Source organism: Cryomorphaceae bacterium (genome assembly GCA_017798125.1).
Lineage (GTDB): Bacteria > Bacteroidota > Bacteroidia > Flavobacteriales > ECT2AJA-044 > ECT2AJA-044.
Window position 1 is genome coordinate 312,272 of sequence record CP059070.1, and the last position, 14,183, is coordinate 326,454.

At 49.7% G+C, this 14,183-nt stretch carries 11 protein-coding genes; 7 read left to right on the forward strand and 4 right to left on the reverse strand.

What is annotated here, in order from left to right:
• Positions 1-12 precede the first annotated feature (12 nt).
• Positions 13-1,005 (forward strand): acyl transferase, encoded by a 993-nt coding sequence (locus tag HZ996_01340; protein ID QTN37834.1) that lies wholly within the window; start codon positions 13-15, stop codon positions 1,003-1,005.
• 39 nt (positions 1,006-1,044) lie between these two features.
• Here HZ996_01340 and HZ996_01345 read toward each other — a convergent pair whose 3' ends face one another.
• Positions 1,045-2,313, reverse strand: a complete 1,269-nt coding sequence (locus HZ996_01345; GenBank protein ID QTN37835.1) for a tyrosine--tRNA ligase — start codon at positions 2,311-2,313, stop codon at positions 1,045-1,047.
• 43 nt (positions 2,314-2,356) lie between these two features.
• Between HZ996_01345 and HZ996_01350 the strand changes: the two genes are divergently transcribed.
• Positions 2,357-3,373, forward strand: a complete 1,017-nt coding sequence (locus HZ996_01350) for an NAD-dependent epimerase/dehydratase family protein (GenBank protein QTN37836.1) — start codon at positions 2,357-2,359, stop codon at positions 3,371-3,373.
• On the opposite strand, the gene HZ996_01355 is transcribed toward HZ996_01350, so the two are convergent.
• The 3 genes from HZ996_01355 to HZ996_01365 are packed head-to-tail and all read right to left on the reverse strand — an operon-like array spanning position 3,370 to position 5,798.
• Positions 3,370-3,723: a DUF4296 domain-containing protein gene (locus tag HZ996_01355; GenBank protein ID QTN37837.1), complete on the reverse strand. Its 354-nt coding sequence runs from the start codon at positions 3,721-3,723 to the stop codon at positions 3,370-3,372. The genes HZ996_01350 and HZ996_01355 overlap by 4 nt on opposite strands.
• Complete coding sequence (locus HZ996_01360) at positions 3,716-5,056, reverse strand: dihydroorotase (protein QTN37838.1); 1,341 nt, start codon at positions 5,054-5,056, stop codon at positions 3,716-3,718. The genes HZ996_01355 and HZ996_01360 overlap by 8 nt, the downstream gene beginning before the upstream one ends.
• Positions 5,057-5,060: 4 nt before the next feature.
• Positions 5,061-5,798, reverse strand: a complete 738-nt coding sequence (locus tag HZ996_01365; protein QTN39982.1) for a polyprenol monophosphomannose synthase — start codon at positions 5,796-5,798, stop codon at positions 5,061-5,063.
• A 27-nt stretch (positions 5,799-5,825) separates the two neighbouring features.
• Here HZ996_01365 and HZ996_01370 point away from each other — a divergent pair, with 27 nt between their 5' ends.
• The 5 genes from HZ996_01370 (at position 5,826) to HZ996_01390 (ending at position 14,089) form a co-directional block, all read left to right on the forward strand.
• A complete protein-coding gene (locus HZ996_01370; protein QTN37839.1) occupies positions 5,826-7,058 on the forward strand; it encodes a T9SS type A sorting domain-containing protein in 1,233 nt (410 codons plus the stop codon).
• An 80-nt stretch (positions 7,059-7,138) separates the two neighbouring features.
• Entirely contained in the window at positions 7,139-8,068 is a 930-nt protein-coding gene (locus tag HZ996_01375; protein QTN37840.1) for a lamin tail domain-containing protein, read from the forward strand.
• 64 nt (positions 8,069-8,132) lie between these two features.
• Positions 8,133-11,015 carry a TonB-dependent receptor gene (locus HZ996_01380; GenBank protein ID QTN37841.1) on the forward strand — a complete coding sequence of 961 codons (2,883 nt, stop codon included), beginning with the start codon at positions 8,133-8,135 and terminating at the stop codon, positions 11,013-11,015.
• Positions 11,005-13,185 (forward strand): T9SS type A sorting domain-containing protein, encoded by a 2,181-nt coding sequence (locus HZ996_01385; GenBank protein QTN37842.1) that lies wholly within the window; start codon positions 11,005-11,007, stop codon positions 13,183-13,185. The genes HZ996_01380 and HZ996_01385 overlap by 11 nt, the downstream gene beginning before the upstream one ends.
• Positions 13,186-13,222: 37 nt before the next feature.
• Positions 13,223-14,089, forward strand: coding sequence for a LytTR family transcriptional regulator (locus tag HZ996_01390; protein QTN37843.1), 867 nt, complete (start codon positions 13,223-13,225; stop codon positions 14,087-14,089).
• Positions 14,090-14,183 lie beyond the last annotated feature (94 nt).

Sequence of the window (14,183 nt, forward strand, 5' to 3'; positions counted from 1 at the left end):
CCTATCGTTTGCATGGACCCCGTCGCTTTCAAAAATAAACTTTTTCGCTGCGCTGACGACGTAACACCAGACACATGGGCGCTAGAGCTGTTTCATTGGCAAGCAGAACAGGTCCCGCCCTATGCTGAATATTTGAAACACCTAGGAGTCAATCATGCCCGAATTAACCGTGCAAAAGACATCCCCTACTTCCCCGTGGAAATGTTCAAAGCCCACGAAGTCAAAGCCTCAGGCTTCCCTACAATCAAAACCTTTAGTTCTTCGGGAACCACTGGTCAAGTTCCGAGTCTCCACCATGTCGTTGATCTCGAGGTGTACGAGCAAAGCTATTTGAACACCTTCCGTTCCTTCTACGGTGACCCCAAAGAATATGTGGTTTTTGCTTTGTTGCCCTCCTACCTCGAACGAAGTGGCAGTTCACTCATCGATATGGCGCAAGGATTGATCTCACGGTCTGAGCACCCCGACTCGGGATTCTTTTTAAATGATTTAAAAGCGTTAAAAGCCCTGCTGACCAAGCACCTCGACTCGGACCGAAAAATTCTCCTACTGGGCGTTTCCTTCGCCTTGCTTGATCTAGCCGAGCAATACCCCATAGCTCTTCCTGAAAACGCGGTGGTCATGGAAACCGGAGGCATGAAGGGCCGTCGCAAGGAAATGATCCGAACCGAGCTCCATCAAATTCTAAAAGAGGCTTTCAATCTCTCGGTTATTCATTCGGAGTACGGAATGACAGAATTACTTTCACAAGCCTATGCCCCTACGGGGCGATGCTTCCGTACGCCTCCCTGGATGCGCCTCAGTCTCCGCGATACCGAGGATCCGCTTTCCCCCGCTCCTCCGGGAAAAACGGGGGGTGTCAACGTTATGGATCTCGCAAACATCTATTCGTGCGCCTTTATCGCCACGCAGGACTTAGGTCGCCCATGTCCAACGGGCGGAATAGAAATTCTCGGAAGATTCGACAATGCCGAAGTTCGAGGATGTAATTTGATGGTACAGTAAGAGAGCCAGAGGAATCTGCGCCCAACGAAGGAATCCGGATCAGTCTACTTTAAGCAAAAAGTAGTTCTTCTTCCCTTTTTGAACCAGGAGGTATCGATTGTTGAGCAAGTCGCCTTCTCCTACTTCATAGGAATCTTGAACCTTCTCCTTGTTCAGTGATACCGCATTACTCTTGAGCATGCGTCGAGCTTCGCCTTTTGAGGCAAAAACAGACGTCTTTTCGGCTAGGAGATCCACAATATTCACTGCGAATTCACTGCGCGATACATCGAACTGAGGAACCCCTTCAAAGACGCTCAACAAAGTGTCCTCATCCAATTGAACCAACTCTTCCTGTGTTGATTTGCCAAACAAGATTTTTGAAGCCGCCTGAGCCTTTTTGAGCTCTTCTTCGCTGTGCACACGGATGGTCAACTCTTCTGCCAGTGCAATTTGCATCAAGCGCATATGAGGCGCTTGAGCATGTTGCGCTTCTATAGCCTCTATTTCCTCTCTGCCTTTAAGACTGAAAATGCGCAACCATTTGGGAACATCTTCATCTGCAGCATTCAACCAATACTGATAGAATTTATACGGAGAGGTCAAGTTGGGATCAAGCCAAATATTTCCGCCTTCTGATTTTCCAAATTTGGATCCATCTGCTTTCGTAATGAGTGGGCAGGTCAGCGCATATGCTTCCCCAGCATCCATTCTGCGGATCAATTCTGTCCCTGCGGTGATATTTCCCCATTGGTCCGATCCTCCCATCTGCAGGATGCAGTCCTTTTCTTTTTTGAGGTGATAGAAATCGTAGCCCTGAATGAGCTGGTAGCTGAATTCGGTGAAGGACAATCCGGTCTCCAGCCTTGATTTCACGGAGTCCTTCGCCATCATGTAGTTAATGGTCAAGTGCTTGCCAACGTCCCGGAGGAAATCGAGCAGCGAAAAGTCCTTAAACCAGTCGTAATTATTGACAATTTGAGCCGCGTTTTCTCCTTCAAAAGAGAGAAACTTCTGCAGCTGCGCCTGCACTCCAGCGATATTTCGCTGAAGAACTTCTTCACTGAGGAGTTGTCTTTCCGCCTTCTTTCCAGAAGGATCTCCAACCATACCCGTTGCGCCACCAACCAAGGCTACCGGACAATGACCTGCGCGCTGAAAATGAGTCAAAAGCATAATGGGCACAAGGTTCCCAATGTGCAGGGATTCGGCAGTAGGATCAAACCCTACATAACCCAATCGGCCGGGAGTATCTAGTGCCTCATCCGTTCCTGGCATCACATCGTGGATCATTCCACGCCACTTCAATTCTTCAATAAACGCGCTCATTATCGGGTCGATTTAGGGCGCAAATTTAATGTAATTTAGTCGCATGATTTTCGTAACCGGAGGTACGGGATTGGTGGGTAGCCATCTGCTCTACGAACTTGCTCAAGTTCAGAACCCAGGGGCGCCCAAAATTCGGGCCCTGTACCGTTCTGAAGCACGTAAAAACCATGTGCTCGAAGTCTTTGAGTTGTACTCCGGAAGTGCTCAGGAGCAGTTTGATAAGATCGAGTGGATTCGTGGAGATCTTTCGGACTTAGGCGTTCTCGAAGACGCGATGCGAGGGGTTGATCTCGTGTATCACTGCGCAGCACTCGTCAGTTTTGACCCCAGAGACCGCGATCGCCTATTCAAGGTCAACGAAGAGGGTACGGCAAATATCGTTCACACGGCACTCGCCTGTGGCGTTCGGAAATTGGCCTACGTCAGTTCCGTTGCAGCCCTTGGAAGAAGCGAGACCGGAGACAAAATCGACGAATCTACGAGCTGGAAATCGGGACCTGAAAATTCGCAGTACGCCATCTCCAAGTACGCTGCTGAACAACAAGTATGGAAAGGGACTCAAGAAGGTCTTCCCGCTGTAATGGTGAATCCGAGCATCATCCTAGGACCAGGCTTCTGGGAGGCAGGGTCATCTAAGATCTTCTCCAGTATTGCCGGTGGCTTTTCATTTTACTCGAAAGGCATCAATGGCTTCGTAGACGTGCGGGACGTGACGAGCGCCCTTGTGACACTTGCCTCCAGTGATTTGGAAAATGAACGCTTTGTGCTGTCCGCGGAAAATCGATCCTACCAGGAAGTCTTTACTTGGATAGCCGAAGGGCTAGGAGTGAGAGCACCGCATATCAATACGCCCGCTTGGTTGGGCAATGTGGTTTGGCGGATCGAATGGCTTCGGTCAAGGCTAACTGGAAAGTCGCCTATGGTGACTAAGGAGACCGCTGCTACCGCACAACAATTCGTTCGGTACGGCAGCGAAAAAATTAAAGAAGAATTCGGCTTTACGTTTCGGTCACTCAAAGAGACCATCCAAGAGACAGCGAAGCACTTTCCAAAAAACTAGCGATCGCGGATTTGCTGCCGAGTAGCTTCCATTTGATTCAACTTCTCAATTACCCGAGCGTACACCTCATCAAATTCCTTTAGGTGCTCGCTGTACCACTCAAAAGACCGCGTGTACTCCTCTTCGGTAATGCCATGCTTTTCATACAAGAAGTCGTAAACAGCTTGCCCTGAAATGATGGTACTGTCCAAGGTGAGGATGGTCGTTTTCTCGATTCCTTCGGCCAAATGAACATCGACCATAACGTCCACCATCTTCGCCTTTCCCAAGACGTCCGCTGGTCGTTCTTCCTTGGCACAACCCAAGAGGATCAGCGAAGGCAATAGCCAATACAGTAAGCCCTTAGTCACGGTTAAAAAGTAAACGTTCCCCTCGGACACTTTCATCAATAGCCCCATTGCGGTATACCCATTGACCGTTCACAAAGGTGTGGATTACACGAGCCCGGAATGAGTTACCTTCAAAAGGTGACCATCCACATTTATAGAGAATATTGTCCGAATTGACCGTCCAAGGGTTCGAAAGATCAAAAACGCATAGGTCGGCTTTATACCCTTCTCGCAAATAACCACGCTCTTCGACACGGAACAAAATGGCCGGGTTGTGGCACATCTTTTCAACGATGCGCTCCAGCGAGATGCGACCGCGGTGATGATTCTCTAACATGGCAACAAGTGCGTGCTGCACCAAAGGGCCTCCTGAGGGCGCGCTGCCGTATTTGTTCTGCTTTTCTTCGAGGGTGTGCGGGGCGTGATCGGTGGCAATCACGTCAATGCGATCGTCGAGTAGCGCCTTCCACAAGCCCTCACGGTCCGCTGCTGTTTTCACCGCCGGGTTCCATTTAATGAAGGCCCCTTTTTCGGCGTACTCCTCATCCGAAAACCACAGGTGGTGTATACAGACCTCGGAAGTAATCAACTTGTCCTTTAGAGGAATCTTGTTGGTAAACTGATCTGTTTCCTTGGCTGTGCTCAAGTGAAAAACATGCAGTCGAGACCCGTGCTTTTTGGCCAGCTCTATGGCGTAACTGCTCGACTTATAGCACGCTTCCTCGCTTCGAATAATCCCGTGTTGATCAAAGGGAATGTCCTCGCCGTACTTTTCCACCGCAGCTTGATAATTGGCCTTTATGGTGGCCTCGTCTTCGCAATGGGTGATGATCATTGTCGGGGCTTCAGAAAACAAGCGGTTCAGGACTTTTTCGTCCTCGACCAACATATTTCCGGTACTCGAACCCATGAAGACCTTGATCCCTGCTACTCGCCTTGGATCGGTCCGTAGGACCTCTTCAATATTATCCTCACTCACCCCCATGTTGAAGCTGTAGTTCGCCAGGGAGACCTGAGCAGCGCGCTGGTATTTATTCTCCAACAATTCCTGGGTCAAAGCCGCTGGCTTGGTGTTGGGTTGCTCCATGTAGGAGGTGATTCCGCCGGCGACGGCCGCGCGAGATTCGGATGCGATGTCGCCCTTGTGGGTCAGTCCGGGCTCGCGGAAATGAACCTGATCGTCAATGATTCCCGGCATGAGGTAACGTCCTTCGAGGTCGACGACTCGGACATTTCCATTACGCGGTGAGATATGGGTATCTATTTGTTCAATGCGATCGCCTTTGATCAAGAGGTCACCTTCAGTGATTTGACCTTCGTTGATCATGCGTGCATTTTTCAGCAATATTTCCATGATGCTATTTCTGTGGGTACTTCTTGAACCAACTGCCAATCTTCATTGAAATTACACCAAAGATGGCTTCTGTAAAAATTCCTCGGCTCATTTTTGACTCCCCGTATTTTCGTTCCGTAAAGATGACCGGAACCTCGGCGATTTCGAATCCGCATTTCCAGGCCGTGAACTTCATTTCAATCTGAAACGCATAGCCCACAAAGCGAATTTTATCCAAGTTGATGGTCTCCAGGACTTCTCTGCGGTAGCACTTAAAACCTGCTGTACTGTCGGCAATGGGGAGTCCCGTTACCATACGGACGTACTTCGAAGCAAAATAGGAGAGCAAAACACGACTCATGGGCCAGTTGACCACATTAACCCCTTTGACGTAACGCGACCCAATGGCGACATCAGCGCCGTACTCGGTGCATGCCTGAAGCAGACGAGGAAGGTCCTTGGGATCGTGTGAGAAGTCCGCGTCCATTTCAAAAATATGGGTGTAATCGCGCTCCAAAGCCCATCGAAATGCCGCTATGTATGCAGTACCCAAACCATTCTTGCCTGTTCTGCGTATAAGGTGTAGAGAATCAGGAAATTCAGACTGCATTTCTTCGACCATATCTCCGGTTCCATCCGGAGATCCATCGTCGATAATCAGTATGTTAAAACCTTGATTCAGTCCGAAAACGGCCTCAATGATCGCCCGAATATTATCGGCTTCATTATAGGTTGGTATGGTAACTAGAGTCTTCGTCAAAATTCAACGTTAGCGCACAAAAATAGGCAAATGAAACTTACTTCCTCCCTCCTCCTAATTTGTTTCTGCCTCACGGCAGGATGGGCTCAATCCCCCAAAATTTACGGCATCTGGCGCGCCGGTCAAGGCCCTTGGGGCAACGCCACCACAGTGCCGATTGCACAGATGGATTTGACCACTGGTCTACCCATCACCATCGACAGCATCCAGAACGTCAATGCCGTCGTTCTTGGCTCCTCTACCTTTGACCAAGCGAATCAAGAATACATCTTCTCAGGGCCAGATTTGACTACTGGAGCTCAAACTCGCGTATTCCGTTTCAACGTCGCCAATGGTGGAGTCATCAATACACCAGCTTTAGGAGAAACGGTCAACGAGTATCAATATGATATGCAACAGCAGAAACTCTTCGGCTTGGGCGGTTACATCGTGGACACTACAGGTCCCGTTCCGGATTACCGCACGCGCCTTTTGGCCGTCAATACCCTTACCGGGAATGTCACGGAGCTGTTTCAATTTCCAGAAATCGGCGCTGTAGTTGTAGGGTCTTCCACCTTCAACAGTGATAGTGCTCAAATCATTTTTGAAGGGCGCGATTCACTTGGTGTAGCGCGTATGTATGTGATTGATGTACTCACTGGAGCCATCTTGCAAAATGCACCGATGACCAATCCAGCGAATACCTTTTTCAACGATTGGGAATACGATCACAACCTCGGAAAGCTATACGGCTTGTATCGCGACAACAACGTCAACATCTTGGGTTTTGTCGAATACGATCTCACCACGAACACATACTCCGTCTTAGATACCATTACAGGGCTAATTGGTTTGACCCCCAGTGCTTCTGTTTATGACCACGCGACCTCGACGTATGTCTTTACCGGTGTGGATAACAACAGCGGAAACCGACTGATCTCCATTGACGCGATAGCTGGCCAGGTGGCAACCAATGTCGCTTTAAACGGATACTACATCGAGCTTGAGTGCGACAACAGTGCCTTCGGAGATGCGCGATACGGCTCCATTGGTCTCGACGAGCCCGAAAACTTGAGCTTGAATGTCTATCCGAATCCCAGCCATGGATCATTTACTGTTGAAGGTCCTGAAGGGGTTTACCGCTTGATGGATGTTCAGGGCCGGGTTGTGGGCGAATACATCGTGCCGCAAGGCACTCGCTCAAAAACTATTGAAGCACCAAGCCGCGGGGTGTACATTTTGGTGCACGAATCAGGTGCCCAAAATAAGGTTATGGTACAATAGAACTTAACCTTTGGTTAATATAGGGAAGGATCGGTGGCCAGAGGATAGATATTACCTTTGTAATCCTTAAATTAGGCCTTATGAAGAAAGCTTTATTCTCTATGTTGATCGTCGCTACTGCTTGGGGTGCCCAAGCGCAGTGTAGCGATTTATTTTTCTCTGAATACGTCGAAGGTTCAGGAAACAGTAAATGTGTCGAAATCTACAATCCGACACCCAATCCAATTGACCTTAGTCAGTACACGTTCAAGCGTTATTCGAACGGAGGAACTTCCAATCCGGACGTCCTGACCTTGAGCGGAACCATCCAGCCGTATGATGTGATCATTATTGCCAATGGCCAAACCGATACGGTTGATTTAGGTGGCGGATCTACCTCACCTCCCTGTGACCCTGCTTTGCAGGCATTGGCCGATATCTTGGACAATGATTACCCAGCACCGAGTTATTTTAACGGTGACGATGCCTTGACCATTGAGAAAGGCGCAACCATCGTGGACATCTTTGGAAAAGTTGGAGAGGATCCAGGCGGTGCTTGGACGACAGATACGGCTGCGAACTTTACGGATGCCAACGGAGGACGATGGTGGACGCGTAACCACACCATGGTGCGTAAAGCAACGGTTGAGCAAGGTGTTACGGCAAACCCTGCACTATTTAACCCTGCTGTAGAGTACGACTCACTTCCACAAGATACTTGGGATGGACTTGGAGCGCACGAGTGTACGTGTGACCCGAATTTCATTTCGGTTGCCGAATTTCCAAAAGCGAGCTTGAGCTTGTATCCGAACCCTGTGAAGGCGGGTACATCTCTGACCTTGACGGCATCGGACCGCATTGAGTCTTACACTGTTTATTCTTTGGTTGGACAGCTTGTTGCTGAAGGCCGAATGACTCAGCCTGAGCAAAGCTTGACCTTGGTTGGCCTGAACGGCGAAGCAGGTGTGTACTTTGTAGAAGCTCGATTGAGCAACGGACAAACCGTCACGAAAAAATTCATCCTCCAATAATGGAGGAATAAGCAAAATCAAAAGCTAGTAGGCCGAAACCTACTAGCTTTTTTTGTCTTTGGTTATGAAGCATTGGATCTCCTCCCTATTCCTGATTTTATCCTTTTCGGTATTTGCACAGACCGGAACGGTTCGAGGTGTCGTTAAAGACGCCGTTACCGGCGAAACCCTTCTTGGGGCCAATATCATTTACGGTCCGGGGCAAGGGATTGCCGCCGATTTAGACGGGGCTTTTGAGTTAGATCTAGCTGCAGGCACCTATACCCTACAGTTCAGTTATGTGGGTTACGAGACCTTTGAACGTACGGTAACCGTTCAAGCCGGAAAGTCGGTTGATCTAAAAATCAACCTCAAAACCACTACCCTCTCTGAAGTAGAGGTCGTTGCCGATGTAGCCATCGCTCGGGAGACGCCTGTGGCTTTCTCCAATATTACCCCCAAGCAAGTGCAGCGCGAATTGGCCTCGCAGGATCTTCCTATGGTGTTGAATTCCACTCCTGGAATTTACGCTACGCAACAAGGTGGTGGAGATGGAGATGCGCGGATCAACATTCGAGGATTTAGTCAGCGAAATGTTGCCGTGATGATTGACGGAGTACCGGTCAATGACATGGAAAATGGCTGGGTTTACTGGTCCAACTGGTTTGGACTGGATGCGATTACCCAAAAAATGCAAGTGCAGCGCGGTCTGGGTGCCTCCAAATTGGCCATACCATCTGTTGGGGGAACCATCAACATATTGACCAAGGGCATTGAGCAAAAGAAAAGCTTTCGGGTCAAGCAAGAAGCGGGAAACAATGGTTTCTTGAGAACGACGGTCGGCGTGAACAGCGGGCGACTCGATAACGGATGGGGATTCACCTTTGCCGGATCGTACAAACGGGGCGATGGCTGGGTGGATAATACCTGGACTGAGGGCTGGTTTTACTACTTCAAGATTGACAAGCAGCTCGGCAACCACAACATCAGCTTAACCGGTTTCGGCGCTCCTCAAGAACACGCGCAGCGCAGTTGGAAAATGTCGATCCCAGATCACGATGCGCAATACGGACGCGACCTTTTTGAAGGGTCCGAGGATCTGTACAACGTCATGGTGGCCCACAACCAAGGAGATATTGCGGATGAAGACCTCGATCAAGCCTTGGAGGGTATTGGTGAGGATCGAGACAGCTACAATCAAGCACTCGAGAACTTTGTCGACACCACGGACGCCTTGAATTACGGCATCCGATACAACCAACATTGGGGTCTTCTAGATCGCTACGACATCATCGACAACGACACCATTCGCAACGGCGAAGAGCGCGTCACGGAACGAAAGAACTACTACCACAAGCCACAGTTCAGCCTGAAAGACTTCTGGCGCATTAATGACAAAGTGTATTGGTCCAATGTGCTCTACCTTTCCTTAGGAAATGGTGGCGGAACGAGTTTGTCAGACAGTTCGCCGCCCAGAGACGAGCAAGGGCGTATTGATTTTCAGCGAATCTATGACGCCAACGCCTTTGGCCCATTCAGTATTGATCCTACCTACTCCGATACGGAGCACAAGTCGAGTGACATTTTACGAAGCTCCATCAACAATCACCGCTGGTGGGGATGGGTGAGCACCTTTACCTACAACCAAAGCGATCGATTCATCCACAGCGGTGGACTGGACTTTCGCTCTTATGTAGGGGAGCACTACCGTGAGGTCTACGACTTACTCGGTGGGGATTACTACGTGGATAATTCCAACTCAAACGCCGCTTCGCCGGTGCGCCGAGAAGGAGATAAAATCAGCTACCACAACGACGCCAAGGTGAACTGGGGAGGCGGTTTTTATCAGCTAGAGTACAAAGAAGGACTCTGGGCCGCATTCGTTAATGTATCGGCATCCATGAGCGGATTCCAACGAATCGACTACTTCCGCAAAAAAGACCTCGTCCTCAGCGACACGACCATGCGAGAAGCCATAGGATATCAAGACACCATCGAGTACAACGGCCAGTTCTACCACACTAACTCGGAAGAGACGCGATTCGCCACAACGGATTGGGTTTGGATCCCAAGCTTTACCTTCAAAACGGGAGCCAAGTACAACATAAACGAACGCAACAGTGTGTACGCCAACATCGGATACCTTTCCAGAGCCCCAAGATTCTCTAACGTCTTCTACTTCGACAACCGGAAATTCCAAAACATCGAGAACGAAGTGATCCGCGCTGCGGAATTGGGATATGCCTTCCGTTCCGATCGCTTTTCGATCAACATGAACAGCTACTACACGCGCTGGGACAACAGACCTGCGCCGCGAGCTCCATCGGTCATTATCGATGATGAGCTGTTCCGGACCAACATTAATGGAATGGACGCCGTTCACATGGGAATTGAATTCGACTTTGCCTATGAGTTCTTACCCAAATGGACCTTCCAAGGATTGGTCAGCTTGGGCGATTGGACCTGGCAAAGCACGGACAGTGTTCGGGTGACGGACGACGACAACAATCCCGTAATCGACCCCAACACCGGAGAAGAATTTGTGGTGTATTTCGATGCACGCGGTGTTCATGTAGGAGACGCTGCACAAACGCAGTTTGGTTTTAGCTTGGAATACGAGCCTGTTCGCGGTGCTTATATCCGCCTTCGCGGAACCTATTTCGATCGCTACTATGCCGACTTTGACCCATTGACCTTGAACGGTTCCAATGCAGGGCGCGATTCTTGGCAGATTCCAGACTACATGCTTTTTGACCTTCACGGAGGATATCGATTCAACTTTGGTGAGCAGTCTTTAAGTCTGCGCGGTTCGGTGCTGAATCTCTTCGACCTTCAATACATTTCCGATGCGCAGAACAACGACGGAAACGTTCTTAGTATCAACTCTAACGACTTCAATGCAAACTCAGCCGGTGTCTTCTTCGGACAAGGACGCCGATTTAATATCTCTATTACATATGCGTTCTAGATTTTTCCTCCTCGCACTTTTGATCAGCGCAGCGGTCAGCGCTCAGGACATTGCTACGGCTCGCCAGCAAGCCATCGGAACTGTGGTTACGGTATCGGGAATTGTGACACACGGCGATGAGCTCGGGATTATTCGTTATGTACAAGATGCCACTGCAGGTATCGCTTGTTACCCCGGTTCTGGGTCCGTGCCATTCTCTGTAAACCCTGGAGACAGCGTGAGCATAACAGGTCCACTCAAAGACTACAACGGCCTCCTCGAAGTGGATCCCATTACCAGCTATACGGTACACAGCTCAGGAAACCCAATCCCTGCCCCTGTGGTCATCACAGTCCCTCAAATGGACGAGCCCTACGAAGGACAATTGGTCCGCGTAAACGGAATTACCTTCACCAATGGTGGGGGAACTTTTTCGGTAGGAACCTATAACTTCTCCGATGCTGGAGGAAATGTGGGAACCATCTATGTTCGTAATGGGCATCCTCTATTGGGTGAATTAGTACCTCTAGGGTCTTTGGACATGGTGGGCATCATGAGCCAATTCACCTTTACTGGTTTTGGAGGATATCAGCTACTACCTCGAGACACTAGCGACTTGATTTTCGGAAGCTCTATTGTCTTCGCCAGCGGTGTCGAACAAGACAACCTCAGCACCAGCGGTTTTGATTTGTCCTGGCTAACCAGCTCAAATGGATCTACCAATGTGCGATACGGATTGACTCCAGCCTTGGAATTGGGAGACATCAACAACGGTGGATCCAACACCGGCCACGTCATCAGCTTGACCGGCTTGACTGCTGGGACCATATACTACGTTCAACCATATTCGGTTAGTGGTAGCGACACCGCTTGGGGGAATCTAGGCGCCTATGCCACCGAGTCCAACAGTACCGGAGCGATGATGGTGTACTTCAACACCTTAGTGGATACCAGCGTTGCGCTCTACGATCCGGCCATTACCTTGGATGGATACTTCAACGATACTATTGCAGCCTATATCGACAGAGCTCAGAACACTTTGGATATTGCGATTTACAACGCAGATAACCAGCTCATCGCAAATGCCATCAATGCCGCACAAAATCGAGGAGTTCGGGTGCGCTTCCTCTATGAAGGAGGAAACCTCAACAACATCTTGAACGACTTAAACCCATCGGTTCCTGTGCTGGAACGTCCGGATGGACAAGCGGGAATCATGCACAACAAATTTGTGGTGGTGGATGCCGACGATGTCAACAACAGTTGGGTACTCACCGGTGCCACAAACTGGACTCCAGGGCAGCTCTTTGACGATCCCAATGACTTACTCATCATTCAAGACCAAAGTTTGGCTCGCACCTATGAGCTTGAAATGGACGAGATGTGGGGTGGTTCACAAGCCACTCCGAACGCGAGCAACGCGAAATGGGGAGCAGACAAACTGGACAATACTCCGCATCAATTCAAGATTGGAGGCATCCCAACTCAGTGCTACTTCTCCCCTTCAGACGGAGTCACTGGAAAGATTGTCGAGACCATCGAGACCACTCAAGAACGAGCGGACTTTGCGGTGATGACCTTCACCCGTGATGAATGTGCCGATGCCTTGATCGATGTAAATGGACAGTTCGGAAAGTCCGTTCAAGGAATCATTGAAAACATCAATGACCAAGGCGGCGAATACCAAACTTTGATCGATGCTGGGATTCCAGTAGTGGACGCTTCTGCGGTTTCCAACATCATGCACCACAAGTACATCATCATTGATTACGATCGGTTCTTCGACGCCAAGATTCTGACCGGTTCACACAACTGGTCTTCAAGCGCCGAAAACTCAAACGACGAGAATACATTGATCATTGAGAACCCCATCTTAACGGACCTCTACTTCCAATCGTTTACTGCCCTGTACAATGGGGGTGTTTCCGTGGAAGAGCGTCTCAATTTGGACATGACCATTTTCCCTCAACCATCACACGATATTTTCAATGTCGCTTTGACCGCTCCTGCAGCTGGAAAAGGTGCGCTCGTGTTGTACGACATGGAAGGACGCGTGGTTCTTGAAAGATCTACCGAGTGGACAGGCGCGGAACAAACGATTACTATTGATCACCACTTGCGCTCCGGAGTCTACATGATGGAGTTGCGTGGTGAGGGATGGCACGCCTTTGACCGCATTGTTCGTCAGTAAGACTGACGTAAACGCGTAAGGATTACCTTTGGCTTTAATGAAAGCCCTGCTCGCATATTTCGCTCAACCCTATCCACTTCATATTGGATGGTTTAAAGCCATGCGCCAGGGACTCATCTTTGGCTTTTTCGTGGGTGCCTTCTTGGTCTTTTTCCGACCCTTTGGCCTGTACGAAGTCGACCGGAAATACGATTACCTCCTTTGGGGGTTCGGTCTGGTCACTTTCTTATCCACCGTGATTAATGACGGAATCTTTCCGTCCCTTTTCCCTCAACTGTTTCGGGAGCGCACCTGGAATATCGGCCGAGAACTGCTCTTTATCCTCTACAACGTCTGGTTCATTGCCACGGCAAACTACATGTACCTCCTTCTTTGGACGAGTACGGAATTGAGTTGGTCGGCCTACGGCCGGATGTCTGCCTACACCATCGGAATCGGCCTTATGCCCATTACCTTCGGCATCGCCTTCCGACAGAGACAACTATACGAACGCTACAAGAGACAGGCCGATAATATTCAGCCCACGGCTCCCCAAGAACCCGACGACTCCCCCATTCTCATCGAAGGAAAGAACGACAACGAACGCCTAGAATTGAAAACGGGAGAATTGCTGTATTTGGAGGCGGAAGGGAATTACGTCATTGTCGGATACAAGCGAAAAGATGTGGTCCACAAAGAATTGATTCGCTCGACCCTCCGAGAGGTATTGGATCAGTTATCGGATCACCCTTCCGTGGAGCAGGTTCACCGCAGCTTTGCCGCCAATTTGGATCGCGTTGAAACGGTCACGGGAAACAGCCAAGGCCTTCAACTTCACTTCGCTGGTTCGGAGGTGTCGATTCCTGTATCGCGCCGTAAGGCGCCGGAAATAAAGGGCTTGCTGGAGCATACCGTTCGTCCCTAAAGGCCACCACTCGTCCCTGAAGGCCACCATTCGTCACAAAACACAGCCACTCATCACGCTTTTTTGCGGCGCTGAGAAAGTGCCCCTACGTTTG

Bases quoted from the DNA above. Each gene is read 5' to 3' on its own strand.
- HZ996_01385 (QTN37842.1), top strand. From the start codon at position 11,005: ATGCGTTCTAGATTTTTCCTCCTCGCACTTTTGATCAGCGCAGCGGTC.
- HZ996_01370 (QTN37839.1), top strand. From the start codon at position 5,826: ATGAAACTTACTTCCTCCCTCCTCCTAATTTGTTTCTGCCTCACGGCA.
- HZ996_01360 (QTN37838.1), bottom strand. From the start codon at position 5,056: ATGGAAATATTGCTGAAAAATGCACGCATGATCAACGAAGGTCAAATC.
- HZ996_01340 (QTN37834.1), top strand. From the start codon at position 13: ATGGACCCCGTCGCTTTCAAAAATAAACTTTTTCGCTGCGCTGACGAC.
- HZ996_01350 (QTN37836.1), top strand. From the start codon at position 2,357: ATGATTTTCGTAACCGGAGGTACGGGATTGGTGGGTAGCCATCTGCTC.
- HZ996_01380 (QTN37841.1), top strand. From the start codon at position 8,133: ATGAAGCATTGGATCTCCTCCCTATTCCTGATTTTATCCTTTTCGGTA.
- HZ996_01390 (QTN37843.1), top strand. From the start codon at position 13,223: ATGAAAGCCCTGCTCGCATATTTCGCTCAACCCTATCCACTTCATATT.
- HZ996_01345 (QTN37835.1), bottom strand. From the start codon at position 2,313: ATGAGCGCGTTTATTGAAGAATTGAAGTGGCGTGGAATGATCCACGAT.
- HZ996_01375 (QTN37840.1), top strand. From the start codon at position 7,139: ATGAAGAAAGCTTTATTCTCTATGTTGATCGTCGCTACTGCTTGGGGT.